Genomic DNA, 23,100 nt, shown 5'->3' with positions numbered 1-23,100 from the left:
CGGATACTAAAAATCCAGGTAGATTTCAGCACGGCGGTTCTTGGAGCGCCCTTCTGGATCATCGGTACCATCTTCCTTCTGGTTGGGGCCCAGGGGCTGGGCTTTACCCAGGCCAGTCGTGACGATTTGGTCAGCAGCCACACCCAGACCTGCCAGTTGTTTCTTCACAGATTCTGCCCGCGCCTGTGAGAGAGAAAGATTATAGTTATCCGTGCCCTTTGCGTCCGTGTGGCCGGCGATCTGGAGCTTTTTAGAAGGGTCGGAATTCAGCAATCCAGCGACGATTTCCAATTGCTTGAGGGCACGTGGATGAAGCTCAGATTGATCGTACTCAAAGTAGAGAGCGAGGGATTCGCCTCCCTTGGGATTGCTAATGATGGGAGTATAAGGGACACCCATTTTGGCGGCGGATGAGGCGAAGGAGCTCAGAATTTCGGATAGATTCATACCCACCACTTTCCAAGGTTGGTCCACGCCACTTCGCTGCATTTCCAGGCCGAATTCCGTGGCCTGCTGCAGTTTCTGAGACTGCACCTGGGCGATAACCCAGGAGACCTCTGGATTTGCCACTGTGATGATCAATGGCTTTGTGGGTTTGAATTCATATTGGCCTTCTTCAAAGACGATGCACAGACCGGCCAGACGTTCCGCCGACACCTTTTTTTCATCTACAAATTTGCGTGCGGCCACGAAATCATGCTTGAGCAGCGCACGAACGAAATCACTGCCGAAAGTGAGAGCATCCGGCATTTCTTCCAGGGTAAACAAAGATGGTTTGGCCATGGCAGCTGGAACCGCCGCTGCGGGTGCCCCAGGTGCTGTCATAGCGGCGGAGGGGGTATCTGCGGTGGGGGGCGGGGCGGCGGCAGCCATGGCGCTGCTCAGTTCCTTGGGAAGCTGAAGGTGAGTGATTTTCCAGCCCATCTGGTCATCTCTTTCCAGGTCCAATTGGATGCGCACAGGCTCTTGCATGCCGGGAAGTGTCACCGGAAAGGCGATGCGGGTTTTGTTTTCCACAAGCCCCAGCAGTTCCACCTGGTCTTCGAGGCCGACCGTGGCCTTCATGCCGGTCATGAGCTGCCTAAACACATCCTCAGCCGTTTTAGTTTGCGTCGGGTCTGCGGTGGTGGCCAATGCACCTGCGCGGGCGTAATCGCCAGCATGGAGGCTGCGCACCATGTCCTTGCCCAGATCCAGGGGGCGGGCGAATCCAAAGCTGGGCTTTGCAGGTGCCACCGGTTTTGGCGGAGTCGGTGTTGCTGATGGAACTGGGGTCGATCCTCCTGCCATTTTTTCCGGTACAGCCTTGGGCTCAAACACCTCGGCAGGTGGAGTTTCCGCCTTGACCTCTTCCATCTTGGGTTTGGTGAAAACGAAGAAAATCACCACGCTCACGACCACCGCGAGAAGCACAATCACGATAGGCATAACCCCCCCTGCCGGATGAAGGTGGCTAAAGCGGCTGGGAGCTGGTGAAAAGGTGTGACGCATGGGAGTGAACCTGAGGAAACTCAGCAGGTAAGATGCCACGCAATACACCCATCCTTCAAGGTGGAATTTCAACGGTCTAAGACGACTGGGCTGGTCTTTAACGTACCTTTCGGGCCTTGTGGCCAGGAAGCTCCCTGCGAGATCCACCGTTTAAGCAGAGTCACTTCACTGGCGGTCAGGCTTTCGCCTACGGGTGGCATGGCCTGCACGCGGGTATGGGCAGAATCTAGGCGGGTTAACAATGGACTGCTTTCAGGTTGTCCTGGTACGATGAAGGCTCTCAAAGTGCCTGACCGCTGAGCTTCTGCGTGGCTGGCCAGACTCATCCGTCCTGGCAAGGCTTCTTGTTGATGGCAGGTGACGCATTTGGCTTCCAGGACAGGCCGGACATGAGTCACGAAATCCACAGGACCGGTGAGAGCTTGCTGGAGGACTTCTTCAGACAGCACGTTTTGGCCCGGAGGCCGGGTTTCAGATTCTTCGGGGGTGCTACAGCCGGTGGCAGCCAGCAGGGGTATCCAAAGCCAGCACATAAAAAAGCGACCGTTCATAGACTGGGTCTATCACGGTCGCTCTTCCAGGTCAATTTATGGCCCCCGGTCAGGCTTGGGTTTGATGGGGCCGGTATTGTTTAGCGCTGGCGGGTATCGCGATTGCGTCCTTCTTCAGAGGCTCTGCGCTGGCGCTCAGGGGCCTGTTGGGCTTCCTGGGCACGGCGCTGGGCCTCCTGGTTGGCGCGTTCGGCAGCTTCCTGCTGTTGGCGCATGGCTTCACGCTGGCGGTTTTCCATTTCCTGCTGCTGGCGGGCTGCGGCTTCCCGGGCCTTTTCTGCCATGGCTTCTCTTTCACGCTTCGCCATTTCTGCCTGCTGGGCCTCTTGTTGACGGCGCTGCATTTCTGCGGCTTCCATCTGCTGGGCCATGGCGGCTTCACGGGCACGGGCGGTTTCCTCGTCGCGCTGGCGGCGTGCCATTTCGGCCTGCTGGGCCGCCTGCATTTCACGGGCTTGGGCCTCTGCCTGCTGACGGCGGAGTTCCTCACCCCGCTGCTGCTGCTCGGCCATCTGCCTCTGCATATTGACGGCTTCTGCCTGCTTGCGTACGAGTTCCTGTTGCTGGGCGGCCATGGCGGCTTCGCGAGCGCGAACGGTTTCCTCATCGCGCTGGCGACGGGCCATATCAGCTTGCTCAGCAGCCTGGGCTTCGCGGGCCTTCATTTCTTCGGCCTGTCTGAGGCGAAGTTCTTCATTACGCTGTTGCATGGCGGCTGCCTCGGCTTGTTTGCGGACAGCTTCTTGTTGCTCAGCCATGGCGGCTTCTTTTTCCTGGTTGGCTTTCATCGCCTCAGCCTGTCTGCGAGCGGCCTCTTGCTGCTCGGCCATGGCAGCTTCTTTTTCTTGGTTGGCTTTCATCGCCTCAGCCTGTGCGCGGGCGGCCTCTTGCTGCTCAGCCATGGCGGCTTCTTTTTCTTGGTTGGCCTTCATCGCCTCAGCCTGTTTGCGGGCAGCCTCTTGCTTCTCAGCCATAGCGGCTTCTTTTTCCTGATTGGCCTTCATGGCCTCAGCTTGTTTGCGAGCGGCCTCTTGTTGCTCGGCAGCCATGGTGGCTTCGCGCTCGCGGCGTCCCATTTCGCCTTTTTTCATGGCTTCAGCGGCTGCTTCTCTTCCTTTGGCAGCTTCAGTTTCGCGGCGTGACAGTTCTTCCCTCTTTTGGGTCATATCTTCACGCGTTTTTGCCTCTTCTGCCTTTTTGGCGATTTCCTCGCGTTGTTTTTGGAGTCTGTCCTCAGCATCACGACGGGTACTTTCAGCCTTGTCAGCACTTCCTACGACGGTACCAGGGCGGGGGCCACCGGGGCGGTTGTCTCGGTCCGTTCCCGTCATGCGGTCAGGAGGCATGCCACCGGGCTGAGGGAAGGATGGCCGTCCATCTGGGCGGGTGCGACCGGGTTCGCGGTCCTGATCCCGGTCCCTTCCTGGGCCAGCCATGGGGGCTCCTGGGGTCGAAATCCCACCCGGCAGGGGAATGCTGGGGCGGACCTGTGGAGGGGTGTTGTCCGGGCCAGTGGGACGGTCACGAGGGCGGTCAGGTGTTGTTGGCGGTTGCTCTGCGATAACAGGTTTTGGCTCCCTGGCCTGGCGGGTGATGGCTTCTTTGAGGTTTTGACGGCGGTCACGTGGGATGTCTTCCCAGGCATCCACCATGGTTGGGCGGGTGATTTTTTCAGCGATGCGCGGTGGCTCTTGGCGCTGACGGTCTGACCTTCTGGATGGCAGCGGGGCTGCGATGAGCGGACGGATATCATTGCGATCACCCCGACCTCCCTGGGGGCGCTCCAGCGTGCGGGTGATGCGTACCGGGGCCACAGGAATAGGTTTGCCGATCCGCTGCTCCAGCCGGTCACGACGGGGGCCGCCGCGATTTACGAAAAAGTTTGTCTGCTGCTGGTTGATGCGGATGATGTTCGTCACATTGACCGTCTGCTGGAAAATGCGGTTCACATTCGTGAAGGAAAGGCTCACATTCACATAGCTGCTGCGGCCAAAATTACCGATCTCGATAAAGGTATAGCTGCTGGGGGAAAGACCGTAGCTCACATCACAGTCAGCACCGATGCTGGTATAACCGCGCCGTGGCTCTGGGGGCAGGGGAGCCCAGCCCACGCAGTCATCACCGGAACGCCAGGATACCCAGGCCGGTGCCCATTCACGTCCTGGTACCCACACCCAGCCGTGGCGGGCGATGCGCACCCAGCGGCCATAGTGGTAGCAAGCCCAGCCGAAGGGTTCCGGTGTATCCCAGGCCCAGCCGTGGTCACTCCAGACCCAGCGTCCGTCCACATAGGGCCGCCATGTGCTGCGCGAAGCCACGGCGGGCTGCCAGGCATACCCATATCCCTCCACATCCATCCACTGACCATGCGGGGACAGCTCTTCATAAAACATCGAATAATCCGCGTCCTCGTCCACCCAGGCCTGGCCATTGGGGACAGGTGCCGGTGGCACATAGGGGGCGGGTGCCGGGGCGGGATACGAGGGGTTGGACGCCAATTGGTCCCGCAGTTCCTCGCTCTTCAACCGCGCGGCTTCCGCATCGGCCATGAGCCGGTCATTTTCCTGCTGGATAGCCTCCAGGCGCGCCTGCAATTCCGCATTTTCTTTTTCCTGCATGCTCCGCTGGAGGTCAGCCAGTTGCTGCTGGAGCTCCAAACTGCGGGCCTGCATGTCTGCGGCTTGCTGCTGATAGGCGGCCTGGGTTTCTTCCAGTTGCCGCCGCGTTTCATCGGCATCCGCAGTATTTTGCGGGGCGGACCGGTCACAACTGACCAGTGCCAGGGATAAAAGGGCAAAGGTGCCCGTGGAGAGGATGGCTTTCATAAAATGGATGGACCTGGGCTTCGACGGAGCGGCTGCAAATCTTGTTCAGGCATCTTGCAGGATTCTGCGAAGAATGGGAATCAAAACATGGGTTTCGTGGAAATACACCTGCCTGGAGGTGTGATGATAAGTATCCCTGCTTCCGGGTACCAGTTTCACTCCCCTTTTGACAAAACGCCCAGGCGCGGCAATCTGCCGTCCCGCCAACCCTGGTGGGGCGTAGTCTCTGAAACCCGCGCGCCCTTTTGAAAAACGTCCTCTTCGTCTGCACCGGAAACACCTGCCGCAGCCCCCTGGCTGAGGTGGTTTTCCGTGATCTGGTGAAGGCGCATCCAGATTATCAGGTGAGCAGCGCTGGTGTGGGGGCCTATTCCGGCCAGCCCGCCAGCCGCTACAGCGTCACCCTGGCCAAGGAGCGTGGCCTGGACCTGACCAAACACAAAAGCCGCGCCGTGACGGTGGACCTGGTGGAATCCGCCACGCACATCTTCGCCATGAGCCGCAATCATGTGGCGGCCATCCTCTCAGACTACCCGGAGGCGGATGACAAAATCTATCTCATCTCCGAATTCGCCGCTGACGACAGCCTGCGTGGGCGGGATCTGAGCGACCCCTTTGGAGGTGACCTTTCCGAGTATCGCGAGACGCTGGAGCATCTGGAAAAGATGCTTCCCTGCGTGCTTGCCTACATCGAGCAAACCTGGAAAGCGGAGGCCGGCCGAGGTACAGCGCAGGGCGATTAGCCAGCGGGAAGAAGCCCCTTTGAGGATGCTTTTTCCCGGTGAATCATCTCCCTGCCGCACCCCGTCCCATCATTCGTTTTCTGCATTTTTGTATTCGATCTTTTCATTTTCCCTTTCACCTCCTTTTCGCCAATCATCTCTATGAGCACATCCACCGCCCCTGACCTGCCGCAAACCCTCGCCATCGGTTCCGACCATGGCGGCGTGGTGCTGAAGCAGGCGGTCGTCGCCCATCTCCAGAGCAGCGGGTATACCATCCAGGACTTTGGCACCCATTCGGGTGATTCCGTGGACTATCCGGACTATGCTGAGCTGGTCTCCCAGAGCGTTCTTTCCGGGGATGCCGATGCCGGTATCCTCGTCTGCACGACGGGCATCGGCATGAGCATCGCCGCCAACCGTCACCCAGGCATTCAGGCCAGCCTTGTCAGCGATCCTGAAACCGCCGCCATCACCCGCGAGCACAACGACTCCAATGTCCTGTGCCTCGCTGCCAAAACCACTTCCGAAGCCACCACCAAAGAAATCCTCAACGCCTGGTTGAAGACGCCCTTTGCCGGAGGCCGCCACGGACGCCGAGTCGCCAAAATGAACACCCAGCCACAACTCCACCCCCTCACCATCCTGGAATCCGCAGACCCCGCCGTCGCCGAAATCGTGCGCGGTGAGCAGCATCGTCAGCAGAACAACATCGAGCTGATCGCCAGCGAGAACTTCACCAGCAAAGCCGTCATGGCTGCGCAGGGCTCCTGCCTGACCAACAAGTATGCCGAAGGTTATCCCGGCAAGCGCTGGTATGGTGGCTGTGAAGAAGTGGACAAGGTGGAGCAGCTCGCCATTGACCGCGTGTGCAAGCTCTTCGGTGCCAAGTATGCCAACGTGCAGCCGCACTCCGGCTCCCAGGCCAATGCCGCTGTTTACTTCAGCGTGCTGCAGCCCGGTGACAAGGTGCTGGGCATGAACCTCGCCCACGGGGGGCACCTCACCCACGGAAATCCGGCGAATTTCTCCGGCCGCTTCTACAACTTCTGCCAGTATGGCGTCCGTCAGGACAATGAGCTCATCGATTATGATGAACTTGCCGAAGTGGCCAAGCGCGAGCAGCCAAAGATGATCACCGCCGGTGCTTCCGCCTATCCGCGCATCATTGACTTCAAAAAGATGAGCGAGATCGCCAAAAGTGTCGGTGCCTATCTCTTCGTGGATATGGCGCACATCGCCGGTCTCGTCGCTGGTGGCCAGCACCCGAACCCGATGGAATACGCGGACTTCGTCACCAGCACCACGCACAAGTCCCTGCGCGGACCTCGCGGCGGGATCGTGCTGACGAATAACGAAGACCTCATCAAGAAGATCAACAGCCAAGTGTTCCCCGGCGTCCAGGGCGGACCGCTCATGCACGTCATCGCCGCCAAAGCTGTGTGCTTTGGTGAGTGCCTGAAGCCTGAGTTCTCCGAATACACCAAGCAGATCGTCAAGAACGCCCAGGCACTGGCTGCCCGTCTTACCGAGCTGGGCTACCGCATCGTTAGCGGTGGCACGGACAACCACCTCATGCTCGTGGACCTGCGTCCTCGCGGCCTGAATGGCAAAGTCGCCAGCGAAACTCTGGACCACGCCGGCATCACCGTGAACAAAAACGGCATCCCGTTTGATACGGAGAAGATCACCCTCGGTGGTGGTATCCGCATCGGCACTCCGGCAGTCACTACCCGTGGCATGAAGGAAGCTGAGATGGTGCAGATCGCCAACTGGATCGACAAGGCTTTGAACAACAAAGACAATGCCGAAGTCCTCTCCGCCATCCGCGCCGAGATCGCCACGGTGAACGAGCGCTTCCCTCTGCCGTAAGTCACAGTCGCATTCGTGAATTCACAAACAGCCGGGGCCGAAAAGCTCCGGCTGTTTTGCGTACATCCATCGGCATATCACAAAAGCATCACCACCCGTGCCATAAGCGCGGAGAGCGGGGATGAATGATCCGTTAATAACAGAGGTTCCCAAACACTTCATGATGCGACTCACCTCTCTCTGTATTCTTGCCTTCGGTTCCGTCTTGATGGGGGCTGATCCAGTCACTCAAAAAATCAATGTGCTGGACCTTATGAGGGCTGGTGCGGTGGAATATCATATCAATCCGAAGGCGGATTTTCATGATCCTGCGGACCAGGTGTTCCAATTAAAGGAGGCGATGCTGCACATCAGTGGTCGCGGTTATGGCTACATGGTCACAAAGGAAAGCTTCAAGGATTATCACTTGGTCGTAGAATTTAAATGGGGCGCGAAGACCTGGGGGAAGCGGGTGGATCGCGCCCGCGATAATGGCATCCTCGTGCATGCCTATGGCCCTCACGGTGCTTATGGGGATACCTGGATGGCCAGCATCGAGGCGCAGATCATTGAAGGCGGTATCGGGGATATTTTGGTGCTGTCCCCTAAGCTGGCAGACGGCACAGAACTCATCACCAGCGTTGCCGCTGAGTATGAACTGGACCGGGATAAGGAAAAGCGGTGGAAGAAAGGAGCCCAACGCCAGCAAGTGCTCAAAGGCCGCATCAACTGGGAAAAACGGGACGAAGACTGGGCGGATAAAATCAACTTCCGGGGCAAGGCGGACCCAGATTCCCCAGTGGGCGACTGGAACCGGCTGGAAGTCATCGCCAAGGGCGACACACTGCAATATTTTGTCAATGGTCTGCTAGTGAACGAAGCCTTTGATTGCAAACCTGCCGAAGGCCGCATCTGCATCCAGACGGAAGGAGCGGAGATGATTGTGCGCCGTTATGAACTTCACCCGTTAGGCCAGTTTGTCGAAAAATGGAATCCCATACAAGCCAGTGGCGGCAGTGATGTCAGTGTGCGCGATGGCCAGACCTCCGCACTTTCCCCAGAGGAATCACAAAAGCTGATCCAGCTAGACGGTGATTATGAAGCCCAATTGGTGGCTTGTGAACCACTGGTGCTGGATCCCGTGGAAGTGACCTGGGATGCCGGGGGCCGCATGTATGTGGCGGACATGCGTGATTACCCCCTGGGCCCTGAACCAGGCAAGCCCGCACTCTCTCGTATCCAAATGCTGACCGATGAGGATGGTGATGGCCGCATGGACAAGGCAGTGACTTTTGCAGATCATGTGGATCACGTGCAAGGTCTGCTGCCCTACAATGGCGGCCTCATCGCCACCACGCGCACCCAGATTCTCTTTCTGAAAGATACCGATGGCGATGGCAAGGCGGATATCAACGAGCCGCTGATCAAGGGTTTCAATCCACGCCACAGTCAGCTTCAGGTCAGCGCTCCACGCTGGGGATTGGATAACAAAGTGTATTTCAACAACGGCCTGGATGCCAAGGAGATCTATCCCACCGCCAAGAGTGACGCCGCTAATGTAAGCCGCTACAACTTCTGCTGGGATCCGAAGACGGGCAAGATTGAGCCGGTGAGTGGCTACGGCCAATACGGCGGATCGTTTGATGACTTCGGACGCCATTTTTCCTGCTCCAACCGTGTGCCGGTGATGTTTGCCGTGATGCCTTATGAGGCGGTGATGCGCAACCCCTATGCAGGTATCGGCGAGGGATATGAAAACATCGCCCCAGCAGGAGCCGAGACGCGGGTTTATCCGCTGAAAATCACACATACGACAGCGGATGCCCATGCCGGGACCAATACCGCTTGTAGTGGCCTGGGTGTCTATCGCGGCCCGCTCATGCCGGAACTGAAGAACAACATCTTTGTGCCCGACCCGACCGGCCAGTTGATTACCCGCTACAAGGTGGAAACGAACGGTGCCTCGCTGAAGGCCACGCGGGTGGGCGACCGCACGGAGTTTTTCCGCAGCAGCGATGAATGGTGCCGTCCCGTGAACATGACCACCGGCCCCGATGGTGCCATGTATATCTGCGACATCTATCGCCGTTGGATCGACCATGCTCGCTTCTTTCCAGAGGAGTTCGTCAAGACCCACGACATGCGCCAGGGTGAAAACGAAGGTCGAATCTGGCGCATCGTGAAGAAGGGGCAGAAAGTGGCGAAGATCGAAGCTGCGCCTAAAGAAATTGAAAAACTAACCTCTTGGTTAGGTCATGAGAACGCTTGGCAGCGCGAGACGGCTCAGCGACTTCTTGTAGAGCGCGGTGAGTCTGTAGCCACTGGGCCGGAAAAGATTGACGACGTGAATCGCAAAACCTTCTTCCTGATTCTGGATCAACCGGATGTGAGTGGTCCGCCCGCAGATGCAGTGGTAACCATGCGGGCTGAGGCAATCAGTTCATCTCCCGAAGATCCTTGGATGGCTCGTGCTGTCCTCAGTTCCAGTTCGCATTCCGCGGGTGCCGTTCTTGAAAAAGTGATCTCTCTGGGTGTCCTGACGAAGACCTATTCCCCCCAGGCCATGGAAAGCTTTCGCGCTCTGGCCAATGCCTCCACGGCCTCAGGTATTCTTGAGGATTTTAAACTCGCGCTGAAGACCCTTCAGACTCCATCGGAAACTCTCACTTGGTGGAAGCCTGCCGTTCTTCAGGGCTTCGCCGAAGGTATCCCTAAATCCAGTGGAAAACTGGGAGCAAAAACATTGGCCGCTTGGGTGGCCAAGCCGCCGACGGGTTTGGAAGCTGCCGCCGCAGAGATCGGGGCATTATTGACCAAGGTGGATGTTGTCATGAGCGATGCCAAAGCTCCTTTGGACCAGCGTCTTGCGGTGCTGCCTTTGCTGGCTCAGCGGCCATGGGAAGCGGCGCGTCCGGTGTTGCGTACGTTATTGTCTGAAGGCCAGCCGCCTGAGTTGCAGACTGCTGCACTCGCGGTCTTGAAAAAGTATGGGGCAGATAAGGCGTCCTCATTGATTTATGAGTTGCTGCCTATGGCCGGGCCTACGGTCAGACCGGCACTGGTGACATTGCTCACCTCGAATGCAAAGACGGCACTGGCTTTGTTCAAGCGCATGGACAAGGGCGAGTTTTCACCCGCTTTGGTGGATGTGGAAACACGCTGGCGCTATCAACGAGGAACAGGGGAACTGCGTGATCTGTCCGTGAAGCTTTTTGGCCAGCCCAGCGAAGATCGTGCGGCAGTGATCACCAGTTACATGGCCAGCACGGAAATGAAGGGAGATGTCGCCAAAGGACAGCAAGTTTTCTCCATGATCTGCATCACCTGCCACAAGCATGGCAACCTAGGCGTAGAAGTGGGCCCCCCGCTTTCTGATGTGAAAGCCAAACCTCCAGAAGCTCTGCTTTCCGACATCCTCGATCCCAACCGGATGGTCGAAGCCCGCTGGTGTGCTTATACGATCGAGACCCTGGACGGACGGATGCTCAGCGGCCTGATCTCTGCTGAATCCGCCGACAGCGTCACTTTAAAAATGATGGGTGGGTTGAGCGAAAATATTCAGCGCAGCCAGATCAAAAAAATGGTCAGCACGGATAAGAGCCTGATGCCACCCGGACTCGAAGCCGCCATCACGAAAGAACAGATGGCGGATCTCCTCGCCTTCCTGCGTGGCAGCCCTTAGCACGACGAATCATCTCACTTCCGTCTGCGCCGCAGCACACAACCGAAGATCCCGAGCGCGATCAACATAGCCCGACTGGGTTCAGGGATCACGGAGATGGTGCCGCCGATGTAAAGATCGCTCAGATCCCAGAAGCGGCCTCCGGAGAGGGCCGGCAGATCCAGCAGCGGATCAATGGTGAAAACATTGGTATCTTCACCCAAGCCATCATTGGTGATGCCGGACCAGTCAAAAATCTTCCAGGTGTCATCGTTGCTAAAGCTTGCGGCCAATCCGTTCGGGTCAGCGATGACCAGCCGGGCACCATTCAGGTTGATGGTGCCAGTCACCGTGAGGAGATCAGCCGTGGCTGGATTTCCAGAATGATCTGTGCCTCCGCTGCCAGGATCACTCAGCAGATCCAGTGTCAGCACACTGGTGTTGTCTGTGAAACTGAGCTGTCCTGAAGGGGCCAGCGCCAGTTGCAATGTCTGGCCAGTGAGGGTGCCATCGCCCACAGAAAGGGTGGCACCTGCGGCAATCGTGATGCCCGCTCCAGAAGCTGGGGTGATGCTACCGCTGCCGCCCAGCGTGGCACCGCTCTGCACCGTGTAGGCACCACCGCCCGAATGGGTTCCGTTTACCAGCAGACTGCCGCCTGAAACAGTCGTGGTTCCTGTGTAAGTATTCGTACCTGCCAGGCGCAGGATGTCATCGGCACTTCCACTTTTGGTAATCGCGGCCCCACCATTGATCTCGGCCACATTTTGAAGGGTGCCTTTTTGTAGCGTGATCACATCCAGGGGACGTGCTGCACTACCTATGTTGTTGCCGTTCATATCCAGGGTGGCGCCATTGAGAATGACCGTGGCTGTGGCTGTGCCTGCACCCGCAGCAGGTTTGAAAATATCCCCCTCAACTGAGAGTGTTCCTCCTTGCAGATCCAGGGTGCCACTGGCCGTATGCCCGGCATTCGTCGATGAAGCCATGCTGATGCCGCCCTCACCAACATTGACCGTGCCATCCGTGATTAGCAGGGTTCCATTCGCCGCAGAGGTGCCAGTGACGGAGATGTTTCTCGCCAGCGTCAAATTGGTCACATTGACCGTTCCAGGACCTGCAAGGGTGAAAGTGCTGTTTGCTACCCGTTGGCCAGGAGTGTCGCTGCGGGTGCCTTCGGCGTAGCCGATGTTTAAATTCGTTACCGTCAGAGTGCCTGTGCCCATGATGAATTGAGCCGTCAGGTTACCAAAACGATTGATGACGCTGCCGACTTCCAGTGTCGTGACCAAGGCGTCCAGTGTCCCGTTAGAAAAGTCCGCTGTGGTGTACCAGGGAGTGGCATTGAAATTGTTCAGTCTGCCCATGGTCCATTCGCTGACGGCGGAGGTGCCGTCGTTTCCACGGATGATGACCGTCGGATTCAAAAGGTCATCAGCGAAAGTGAGCAAGGCACTGGACCGGTCTTTGCCCAGGTTGATGGTATTAAAATTTAAAGTATTGGTCTGTCCCAAATAAAGCCGGCTAAAACCGCCTCCCGAGCTTCCTGTATCCTCTCCCAGATAAAGGGTGCCCCCTGTGATGTTATTGGTCTGTGCCAAAGTAACTGTAGCGACGACCGTAGTTCCGTTGGCTGTATGGCTGCCACCTGTCATGCCAACGCTGAATTGTTGCGTGCCGCCATTGTGGGTATAGCTGGTCAGTCCGCTCATATCCACCGTGAGGGGTTGGACCTGGCTCCGGGTCGTGAAATTCATTGCAGATGAAGAGTTGTTCACCGTCAGGCTGCCATTGGTGATATAGACATCAAAGGGGATCGTGGAAGGGACCGTTGGTGTCAGGGCGGGTTTGTCGGTTGTAAATTGCAGGGAGGCGAGCGTCTGGCTGTTACCGCCGAGGTCCAGGGTACTGTCTCCTTCTGGATCGTCGCGACGGTCGGCAAAACTGATCCGGGCTGTGGCGGGCAGGCGGTTATTCGCTCCAGTGAGGGCGAGTGTCCCGCCATAAATGGTGGTGATGCCTGAGTAAGTGTTGGCCGCTGTCAGTTCCAGCGTGCCCATGCCGGTCTTGTTCAGCGGGGCACCTCCGGTGATGATGCTGTCGATCTTCAGCGTCATTCCACTATCCACTTCAAAAGTCCCGCCCGAGCTTGCAAGGGTAATCCCCCGCTTGGTATCGGCCAGCGTCAGAGAGGCCAATGCACGCAGGGTGCCGCCATTGAGGGTGAGATAGTTCGCCACCAAGCTGGACTGGGTGACTCCCAGTGCTGCCTCACTACTGATGGCCAGGGTGCCGCCGAGAATGGAGATGCGACCACTGAACGGATTTGCAGCAGCTCCCAGGGTCAATGTTCCGATCCCAGTTTTGGTTAGGCCGTTGCTTCCGCTGAGTTCGCCAGCCAATGTCAGTCCGCCTGTGTTGCCCACACTGATGACGGGTGCGCTTCCCAAAAGAGTGATGGGCGCATTCAGGTTTACCGCACCCGCGTCCGCTGCAACGGTAATGGCCGCATCGCCATGGATGGTCAGACTGTTGTCAGTAGATTCCAGAGTCAACGGCGAGGCCGTAGTCACTGTGAGGCTTTTGATATTCATGTCAGCACCCAGGGTTGTGGTGGCTGGCAGGGTGGCCCCGCTGGCGGAGAAAAAAACATCGGTCGTCGCACCGGGGACCAGTGCGGTGGTCCCAGTCCCGTCATTATTGGTCACCCAGTTGCTCTGCGTGCTGCCATTGGATGCTGCCCACGCATCGTTATCCGCCGCAAATCCCCCCATCCAATAGGCAGCGGTTAGGCCTGCAACATTGGTTGTTGTCGCGATGAGCTGATTATCACTGGCCGTGAGGCTGACGGTAAAATTTGTCGCGTTATAGACCGCACCGAGGCTGTAGGTGGCACCATTGTCTGTGAGACCTCCAGTGGGGGAATTGATCAGTAGAGAACTGGAGGGAATAGGCTGGCCGGTGAGGGAATACAGGTTGATATTGATCAGCGCACCTGATTCCGTGTTGACGCTGGCACCAGGATTCAGGATCAAAGAACCCGTGGTGCTGCCTAGCTCCATTCCCAGCGTGGCTCCCGATTGCAGATCCAGAGCGATGCCGCTGGTGGCAGCAAAGGTGTAGCTCCCGCCATCGCCTGGCAGAAAGTCAAAGGTGCCCGCACTGCCCACTGTCACCATGGATGATGACTGCAATGCGGAGGCAGAAGTAACCACCAGACGCCCTGCTGAGACAGTGGTCGCTCCGGTGAAGGTATTCGTGCCTGCCAGAACCAGTGTGCCCGTGCCAGTTTTGGTAACGGCACCTCCTCCATTGATTTCGCTGACGTTCGAAAGGCTGCCACTGAGCAAGTTCAGCGTCATCGGCAGGGCGGTCGTGCCAATGATGCCCCCGTTCATGTTAAGGTCCGTACCGTTCAGATTCACGGTCCCTTCAGTCGGGCCTGCGCCACGAACAATGTTGCCTACAATGCTGGCACTGCCGCCATTGAGATTCAGCACGGCAGTGCTCATACCCGTCCCTGTCGTGGTATGGTCTCCCATGACGATGTTCACAGGTGCTCCAGTTTTGCCCACCAGCATGCTGCCACCAGTGATGGTAAAAGTGCCCTGCGTGATCTGCTGGCGACCAGTTGATCCATCTTCGCTTCGTGCAATCGCAAACTGCGTGTTGACCGTCAGTTCGCCGCCGCCCATTTCGAAATTGCCCACAGATGACAGATAAGGGTCAACATCGTCTGGGTGGCTGTTGCTGACATTCGGTGAAAGCCCGATGTTCAGGATGTTGATGTCCACTTTGCTTTCAGCACCATCAAAGCTGAAGCTGCCCTGTCCCCGTCCAAAGTTGGGGTTGTCTCCACCACTGTTAGTGCCCCCAATACCAATGTGGATAGTATCAATGCGCAAGTCCACCGTGCCCCCCGTCAGATTGATGGTTCCCAGCGGGGTGCTGCTTCCTCCAGAGGAGGCGAATTGGGTCGTGTTGCGTGAATCCCCAACCGCAATCAGAGCGACACGGCTGTCACCGCCTGCTGTCCCACGAAGGGTCAGGGTAGGATCGACAAGTCCCGCTGCGAATTGAAGCGTGCCATTGAAGCGACCATTGGCGAGCACAATAGTGTCCACGTTGATCTCGTTATTCTGGCCCAGGTACAAAAAGTTATTAGCGGTGCCAGTCCCCGCTCTTGCGCCGATCACGAGCGAAGTAGTCGTGATGGAGTTGTTTTCAGCCAGATACACGGTGCCCTGGGAGCGCCCTGTACCTTGATAAGTCCCCGCAGCATTGGTGGGTCTTCCGATCTCAAAGCTAACCACATTTGCGGTGAAAGAATTCAGGCCGGACATGTCCAGGATGGAGGTGTCCGTGCTGCTTCCTGAGGGCCTTGCTCCACTCGAGACGATGATCTTTCCACCATTGACCACGAGGCTGCCATCGCCTGCAATGGAGGCCTGGGTCGTGTCGCCATTGGACGTACCGTCAATGATGCCAGTGACGAGGCTGCCACTGATGGTGAGTGTGGCCCCTTCAGCAATGGTGACTGTATTCACGGCAGCAGCTGCCCGGCTTTGAAAAGCAAGGCCGGCCACGGATTGATCCTGATCGACCTCTAGATGCCCGGCCATAGTTTGAGCGCCGAGGACCACCGACATCCCCGTGGGCAGAGTATTCGCGGTGGCCAACTGTACGGTGCCTTCTTGAATAGCGAATATGCCTGTGCCCGAGCTTTCGCCAGAGGCAGCGGATAAAACCAATCGGCCTTCACCTTGTTTAATAAGTCCGCCAGCAGCCTGTATGCCCGACTGGATCGTGAGAGCCTCGGCTGAATCGTTGCGGATTACAGGTGCCGTGCCGCCAAAGTTAAGCGCATAACCGCCCGTGCCCGGTGCAATGGTATAGGCACCGGCCTGAGATCCCATGATGAGCTGGTTCAGCGTGATGGTTTCCCCCAGTGTCAGAATACCTCCCTCACCCGCATTGGTGTAACCCGTTGCTGCTCCCACGCGGGCGATGCTGTCCACCGCATTCACCCAGGCACCATTGACGCTGCCAGTCGTCGCCGCCGCAGGCGTCCAGTGCAGGGGCAGGGCAGTGCTGCTCCATTCACCGGATCCATTTTGATTGCCATCCAGGGCCGGATCGGCATCCCAGTAAAATTCAGCCGCATGAATGTTCAGCAGGCAGGCACCTGCCAAGATTGTCACCAAAGACGAGATGCCTTTGACACGGTTGGCGATAGACGAGGAGTAACACATGGACGTAGCAGGGGGTTGGCAGGGCAGCATGCGCCAAAGGCGTTGCGATACTCTGCGTTAGGGGGCTGGTCGGGGGGCCAGTGTGGTAGGTCGCAAGAATGCTAAAACCTTGCGTTGTTCACGTCAATCTATCCGAGCTACTAGAAACCTTTATGTGTTAGGCTGCTCGATGTGATGCGCCTACTGCTTGCTCATGAGCTTTTGATAATGGCTCAGTGCAGTGGCATTGTGGCGCTGGATCACCTGCGTGACTTTCTCTGCATCCTTGTGACGAAAAGCCCGCACAATGGCGCGGTGATCTTTGTTCGCTTGTTCGGTGCTTGGCGGCTGCATGCCTTGGAAGGCCAGCCTGTGCAGCCTCTCCCATTCAGCCAAGATGGATTGCAGTCCCTGCTCTGCACGGGTGAATCCCGCGATGCGGCAGGGCAGGAGATGAAAATGTCGATTCGCCTCTTCAAATCCAGCCGTATCCTTTTCTGCGGCTGTGGTCTCTAGCTTTTTCATCACCACGTCCAGCTCAGTTAAATGCTCCTCCGTTAAACGAGGAAGCGCATGGATGGCGGATGCCGTTTCCAGCGCGCCCAGCAGCGCAAAAATCTCCGTCAGGGCAGAGACATCCACGGGCGTGACTCGCACCCCTGTATGCGCACGAATCTCCACCAGCCGCTCGGACTGGAGCTGCCGCAGAGCTTCCCTAACCGGGATGATGCTGACCTGGAACCGCTTCGCCAAGGCATCAATGACCAGCACCTCTCCAGGTTGCAAACGCCCGCCCATGATCTCCCCACGCAGCGCCTCATACACAGCCCGCTGTTTGGTGGGGATCACCGTTGCGCGCTCGCTCCCATGAGGCTCAACCATGGGTGAATAAGGGGGCTGGGGCATGGACTTCAAAAGGTGAATAGAAAAACTTTCTTGCCATATATCATATATGATCTATAAAACGCAACTGGCAATCCTGCCTTCTTCGCCACCTAACCAGGCATCGTACAAACACCATGAGCATCCAACGCATCGGCATCATCCTCAACGGCGTCACCGGACGCATGGGCACCAACCAGCACCTCGTCCGCTCCATCCTGGCCATCATCCGTCAGGGTGGCATCAAGGTGTCCGATGACCTCACGCTCATGCCGGACCCTATCCTCACGGGCCGCAGTGCTAGCAAGCTGCAGGACCTCGCTGCTAAGCATAGCTGTGAAAAGACCGGACCTCTCAAAACCAGCACTGACCTTGAGGCCGTGCTCGCAGACCCTGCTTACCCCATCTTCTTTGATGCCTCCGGCACCCTGCATCGTGCGCGTTTTGTTGAGATGGCTGCCGCAGCAGGCAAGTCCATCTACTGTGAAAAACCCACCGCGGTGGAAACCAAGGAGGCGCTTCGTCTCGCTGAGGTATGTGAAAAAGCAGGCATCAAAAATGGTGTCGTGCAGGACAAGCTTTGGCTCCCCGGCTTGCGCAAACTGGCCCTGCTGAAGTCCCAAGGTTTCTTTGGCCGCATTCTCAGCGTGCGTGGAGAATTTGGATATTGGGTTTTCACGGGTGAGCATGAAGGCCAGCCAGCCCAGCGCCCCTCATGGAATTATCGCAAGGGCGACGGTGGCGGCATTATCGTGGACATGCTCTGCCACTGGCGTTATGTGATTGATAATTTGTTCGGCGAGGTGAAGGCCGTCTCCTGCCTCGGTGCCACTCACATCCCTCAGCGAGTGGATGAAAAGGGGCAGACCTACCAGTGCGACACCGATGATAGTTGCTATGCCACCTTTGAAACGGCGGAGGATGTCGTCTGCCAGTTCAACAGTTCATGGAACGTCCGTGTGCGTCGTGATGACCTGCTGACCCTTCAGGTGGATGGCACCCACGGCTCCGCCATGGTGGGCCTGCGCAAGTGCTGGTTCCAGTCCATGGCAGGCACTCCAAAACCAGTGTGGAATCCTGACATCGACAGCCCTATCAACCATTTCAACCACTGGCAGGAAGTGCCGGATACGGCTGAGTATGACAATGCCTTCAAGATTCAGTGGGAGCTGTTCATCAAGCATGTCGCGCTGGATACCCCCTTCCGCTGGACCTTGCGTGAAGGAGCTAAAGGCGTCCAGCTTGCCGAACTCGGTCTGCAAAGCTGGGCCGAGCGCAAGTGGCTGGACGTGCCCGCCATCTAAGTAGCCCAAGGACTCGTGGCGTCTCGCCCGACCGTTGGAAGTGGAACAAGGAGTCGGGGCGTCTCGCCCCGATTAAAGGTGACATCCAAGTGGGGGCGAATCACCCCCACTTCCTTCGCCTTGGCATCACCCCACCACATTCACCGGCTTGCCATCCACGAAGGCCCGCAGATTCGCCGCCGTCGCTTCGATCAAGCGCACGCGCGCCTCACGGCTAGCCCAGCCGATGTGTGGGGTGACGAGACAGTTCTTAGCCCCGATGAGTGGATTGCCATCTTTCGGCGGTTCTACCGAGATCACATCCAGACCTGCTCCGGCGATGCGCCCCTCATTGAGAGCCTGCGCCAGCGCAGCCTCGTCCACCAGCGGGCCACGCCCCGTATTGATCAGGTAGGCACTCTTTTTCATCAGGCTGATCGTGCGCTCACAAACCAGAAACTTGGTGGCATCCGTCAACGGGCAGTGCAGGGAAATGGCATCGCTCTGAGCAAAGACCTCGTCAATGCTAGCTGGGGTCACACCCTCCGGCGGCGGTGTCTTCCAGTCGCGTTTGCTGGCCAGCACTTTCATGCCAAAAGCAGTCGCGATGCGACCCACCGCACTGCCGATGTCACCATATCCGATGATGCCGAGCGTGCGGCCGCTCAGTTCGATGATCGGGCTGTCCCAGTAGGAAAAGTCCGGGCATGACTGCCAGCGGCCCTCACTCACACTCCGGGCATGATGCCCCACGTTATTCGTCAGTTCCAGCAGCAGGGCAAAGACGAGCTGGGCCACGGCGGGTGAACTGTATCCTGGCACATTCGTGACAACGATGCCGCGCTCCTTGGCGGCCACCACGTCCACGATGTTATAGCCCGTAGCCGTCACTCCGATGTATTTCAGGTCCGGCAGGGCTGCGATGATCTCACGCGTCACAGGGGCCTTGTTGGTGATGATCACCTCCGCACCGGCACAGCGGGCTACCGTTTCCGCCACTGGCGTACGGTCGTGGAAGGCGCATTCGCCCAGGGATTCAAGGGGGGACCAGGAGACATCTCCGGGGTTCGCGGTATAGGCATCAAGCAAAACGATTTTCATAAAGCACGTCTATGATGGGCGGGCGGAAGAGATTGGCCAGAAAGAAAGTATTGGTATGCAAATGTCACCTGAGCTGAATAGTGAACACTGGCCGCTGAAAACTGTATAAATCCTCATGATCCAGATCGAAAATCTCAGCATGCATTACGGCGAACTCAAGGCGCTCGACAGCCTCTCGCTGGAGATCCGGCCAGGGGAGCTCTTCGCCTTTCTGGGACCCAATGGTGCAGGCAAGACCACCGCCATCAAGCTGCTGACCGGCCTCATGAAGCCCATGAGCGGCAGCGTGCACATCTGCGGCATCGATATTCAAAAGGAACCGCTAAAAGCCAAATCCCTGCTCGGCTACGTCCCAGATGTGGCCGTGTTTTATGAAAAGCTCAATGCGCCCGAGTTCATGCACTTCATCGCCGAGCTTTTCGAGATGGACCTGCACCATGCGGCGGCTCGTACCAAGGCATTGTTTACCCAATTTGGCTTGCATGAGCACTGCGGCCAGCGGATCGAAAACCTCAGCCACGGCACACGCCAGCGCCTGGCCATCGTCAGCGCCCTTTTGCATGAGCCGAAGGTCTTCGTGATTGATGAACCTATGGTCGGTCTGGACCCCATTCACGCCCGCGTGGTAAAGGAAGAACTCAAACGCCAGACCCAGGCCGGAGCCACCGTCCTCATGAGCACCCACCTGCTAAACATCGCCGAAGAAGTCGCCGACCGCATCGGCATCATCCACCGCGGTAAGCTCCTCTTCGTCGGTACCCTCAAAGAACTCCACGCCGCTCAGGAAAAGCAGGGTCTAAATCTGGAAGAAATCTTTCTGGAGATGGTCAGTTGAGGGCAGCGTTCAGCATCAGCAATAAAGAGACACAGCACAATGTGGATGCATTCTGAATACTGAAAACCGAAGGCTGAACTGCATACCTCTCCTAACGCCACTCATGCCGCGGATACCGTCCGCGTAGCTGCGTGCGCACCGCCGGGTAGCTCTCTTTCCAGAATCGGCCAATGTCACCCGTGGTCTGGATCGGCCGTTGGGCAGGGGAAAGCAGATGCACGGTGACCGTCACGCGGCCATGGGCCACCTTCGGGTTTTCGTTCACGTCATACATCTGCTGCAGCACCACGCTGACGCTCGGCGGCTGCTTTTCATCGTAAACAATGCGGGCCGTCTTACCGTTCTTCAGGTTCAGCCTCTCCGGCGCGTAACGGTCCAAAAGATCTCGCTGGGCATGGCTCAGCCATTGATGCAGGGCAGGGAAAACATCCTTGTCCTTGAGCTGCCGGTAAGCTGTGGCTCCATGGCAGACCTGCTCGATGATGATACGCCGGTCCTCTTCCGTAATGGGGGCGATTTCCAGATCAGGCATCCATTTGGCCAGGCAGTTCACACGGGTGATCCACTGCTCCACGCGCTCGTTCCAGAGCGTCAGCGTCAGCCTCCCGGCGATGACCTCATCCGCCAGCAAAGTGGCCGCCGTGTTGTGATCAGGCTCCCCCTTTTCCCGGCTGCTCAGCACCAGGCTGCGGAAGCGTACCACCTCCAGGTTCATCACTCGGCGGTTGATGGCATCGTATTGCGCCCGCTTGCCCGTCACGAAGTCGTCTGGGAACATCTCCCTCAGCCATTCCTCCTCCACTTTGGTCACCAGATTGAGCTGCACCGTCAGGGCCTTTCCCTGCACCTCCGTGATCTCCGCCGCCACCAGCAGGCGCGGCGGCTTGATGTGCGCATCCTTGGCCAAGTTTCCACTGTAACCCCCGGCCACACGATAGATACGGCTGCCGCTGCTGGTCTCAACTCCCAGGTGGTCGCTGAAGGCGGCTAACAAAGTTTTCGCCAAAGATTCCGCCGGGGCCACTTCATCATTGATGACCAGCCCGGCACGCTGGGCCAGACGCAGGAACTGGTCGTAACTGCGGGCCGCTTCGCGCGATGCCATCGCATGAACATTCAGTGGAATGCAGGCTTGGGGATCAAAGTTCATCGCCTCCGCCCGGATAAAGGCACGCAGCAGAGCCTGAAATTCAGTGAGGTCCCCTGGCTCCCAGAAGTCCTCGTTTTTGTGCGAGGCATTGTTCTTCCCCACCATGAGGATGTCCCGCCCTTGGGCGATGGCAGCACACAGCGCGGCCTCCCGTACGCAGCCGTTCTCAGAGGCGGCTAACAACATGCGTGAAAAACGGGGATGTGTGGGAAAGGCGGACATCTTCAGCCCCGTCTGCGTCAGCCGTCCTCCGGCGATGGCTCCCAGATCGTGCAGCAGGCCCTCAGCCCGCGCCAAAGCCGCCTCCGCTGGTTTCTCGAACCACTCGATGTCCAGCTTTGCCTTACCAGAGGCCACATGCAGAGCCAGAAGCGCCTCGCCTAACTCCAGGCGTTGAATTTCCGGCGCTTCACTTTCAGCACGGTGGATGTGCTCACGCTCAGCCCACAGCCGCAGGGCGATGCCCGGCCCCAGGCGCCCTGCGCGTCCAGCCCGCTGCTCCGCACTTGCCCGGCTGATCTTCTGGATCGTCAGCGTATTGATGCCACGGCGCGGATCATAGCTGGCGATGCGCGCCAGCCCAGCATCCACCACCGCCCGCACGCCTTCGATGGTCAGGGATGTTTCGGCCACGTTCGTGCTGACGATGATCTTCGGCTGCTCCCCTGGAGTCACAGCAGCATCCTGATCCTGCGGAGATAGCTCTCCATGCAGGGCGACGATGCGCCTGCCTTTGGCAAAACTGCGGCCTTGCAGCGCCATCATCGTCTTGCGGATCTCGAACGCCCCCGGCATGAAGACCAGGATGTCCCCGCTGCTGCCCAGCTCCCCGGCCAGCGCTTCGCAGGCCCGCGCTGCCTGCTCCCACACAGGCTCCAGCTCATTCGTACGCACGTTTTTGTTAGGTGTCTGATAGCGCACCTGCACGGGGTAGGTGCGGCCTTTGGATTCCAGCAGTTCCACCGGCTGCATGAATTCCGTCAGCGGTCCTGGCGTCAGCGTCGCGGACATGACGATGATTTTTAAATCCGGCCGCCGTGCCCGTTGCAGGGCGATGGCCCAGGCCAGCACCAGATCACCATCCAGATGCCGCTCATGAAATTCATCAATGACAATGCAGCCTATTTTGGCCAGCTCCGGGTCTTCCATCAGCAGGCGCAGCATCACCCCTTCTGTCACATAAATCAGTCGGGTATCGCGGGAGGTCACGTTGTCAAACCGCACCTGGTAGCCCACCTCTCCTCCTAGCCTGGCTCCCCGTTCTTTGGCCACTCTTTGAGCCAGCATGCGGGCGGCAATCCGCCGCGGTTGCAGGACGATGCAGCGCTGCCCCTCCTTGAGAATCCCCGCATCCAGGACGAACTGCGGCACCTGAGTGGACTTGCCGGACCCCGTCGGTGCCTTGATCAGCATGTTCGGCACCTTGGGATCGTGAAGGCACGAAACAACGGCATCACGGATCTCAAAGATGGGCAGGGCTGGCGCAGACATGGGGGTTCTCAAGAGGTCAGGGAAGG

At 58.0% G+C, this 23,100-nt stretch carries 12 protein-coding genes; 5 read left to right on the top strand and 7 right to left on the bottom strand.

Annotated features, from left to right (window positions below; translation table 11 throughout):
* Positions 1-6: 6 nt before the first annotated feature.
* The 3 genes from EI77_RS01290 to EI77_RS01280 form a co-directional block, all read right to left on the bottom strand.
* Complete coding sequence (locus EI77_RS01290; RefSeq protein ID WP_166646954.1) at positions 7-1,428, bottom strand: OmpA family protein; 1,422 nt, start codon at positions 1,426-1,428, stop codon at positions 7-9.
* Between the two features lie 131 nt (positions 1,429-1,559).
* Entirely contained in the window at positions 1,560-2,042 is a 483-nt protein-coding gene (locus EI77_RS01285) for a c-type cytochrome domain-containing protein (protein WP_133792947.1), read from the bottom strand.
* Positions 2,043-2,122: 80 nt separating this feature from the next.
* Positions 2,123-4,867 carry a YXWGXW repeat-containing protein gene (locus EI77_RS01280; protein WP_133792946.1) on the bottom strand — a complete coding sequence of 915 codons (2,745 nt, stop codon included), beginning with the start codon at positions 4,865-4,867 and terminating at the stop codon, positions 2,123-2,125.
* A 245-nt stretch (positions 4,868-5,112) separates the two neighbouring features.
* Between EI77_RS01280 and EI77_RS01275 the strand changes: the two genes are divergently transcribed.
* The 3 genes from EI77_RS01275 to EI77_RS01265 all read left to right on the top strand — a co-directional run bounded on the left by EI77_RS01275 (position 5,113) and on the right by EI77_RS01265 (position 11,122).
* A complete protein-coding gene (locus tag EI77_RS01275; RefSeq protein WP_133792945.1) occupies positions 5,113-5,610 on the top strand; it encodes a low molecular weight protein arginine phosphatase in 498 nt (165 codons plus the stop codon).
* A 141-nt stretch (positions 5,611-5,751) separates the two neighbouring features.
* Entirely contained in the window at positions 5,752-7,461 is a 1,710-nt protein-coding gene (rpiB, locus tag EI77_RS01270) for a ribose 5-phosphate isomerase B (RefSeq protein WP_133792944.1), read from the top strand.
* A gap of 160 nt (positions 7,462-7,621) precedes the next feature.
* Positions 7,622-11,122 carry a PVC-type heme-binding CxxCH protein gene (locus EI77_RS01265; RefSeq protein WP_133792943.1) on the top strand — a complete coding sequence of 1,167 codons (3,501 nt, stop codon included), beginning with the start codon at positions 7,622-7,624 and terminating at the stop codon, positions 11,120-11,122.
* A 14-nt stretch (positions 11,123-11,136) separates the two neighbouring features.
* Here EI77_RS01265 and EI77_RS01260 read toward each other — a convergent pair whose 3' ends face one another.
* Positions 11,137-16,353, bottom strand: coding sequence for a beta strand repeat-containing protein (locus EI77_RS01260; RefSeq protein WP_166646953.1), 5,217 nt, complete (start codon positions 16,351-16,353; stop codon positions 11,137-11,139).
* Positions 16,354-16,533: 180 nt separating this feature from the next.
* Positions 16,534-17,238 (bottom strand): GntR family transcriptional regulator, encoded by a 705-nt coding sequence (locus EI77_RS01255; protein WP_133792941.1) that lies wholly within the window; start codon positions 17,236-17,238, stop codon positions 16,534-16,536.
* Positions 17,239-17,351: 113 nt separating this feature from the next.
* Between EI77_RS01255 and EI77_RS01250 the strand changes: the two genes are divergently transcribed.
* The gene (locus EI77_RS01250) at positions 17,352-18,518 is read left to right on the top strand and encodes a Gfo/Idh/MocA family protein (protein ID WP_133792940.1); all 1,167 of its coding nucleotides are present in this window, start codon (positions 17,352-17,354) and stop codon (positions 18,516-18,518) included.
* Positions 18,519-18,644: 126 nt separating this feature from the next.
* Here EI77_RS01250 and EI77_RS01245 read toward each other — a convergent pair whose 3' ends face one another.
* Positions 18,645-19,598 (bottom strand): D-2-hydroxyacid dehydrogenase, encoded by a 954-nt coding sequence (locus EI77_RS01245; protein ID WP_133792939.1) that lies wholly within the window; start codon positions 19,596-19,598, stop codon positions 18,645-18,647.
* A 115-nt stretch (positions 19,599-19,713) separates the two neighbouring features.
* On the opposite strand from EI77_RS01245, the gene EI77_RS01240 reads away from it, so the two are divergent.
* Entirely contained in the window at positions 19,714-20,433 is a 720-nt protein-coding gene (locus EI77_RS01240) for an ABC transporter ATP-binding protein (protein WP_133792938.1), read from the top strand.
* 91 nt (positions 20,434-20,524) lie between these two features.
* On the opposite strand, the gene hrpB is transcribed toward EI77_RS01240, so the two are convergent.
* Positions 20,525-23,074: an ATP-dependent helicase HrpB gene (gene hrpB / locus EI77_RS01235; RefSeq protein WP_133792937.1), complete on the bottom strand. Its 2,550-nt coding sequence runs from the start codon at positions 23,072-23,074 to the stop codon at positions 20,525-20,527.
* Positions 23,075-23,100 lie beyond the last annotated feature (26 nt).

The organism is Prosthecobacter fusiformis, from assembly GCF_004364345.1.
Classification (GTDB): domain Bacteria; phylum Verrucomicrobiota; class Verrucomicrobiia; order Verrucomicrobiales; family Verrucomicrobiaceae; genus Prosthecobacter; species Prosthecobacter fusiformis.
The sequence above is the reverse complement of the archived record's forward strand: the minus strand, read 5'-3'. Positions and strand labels throughout refer to the sequence as shown.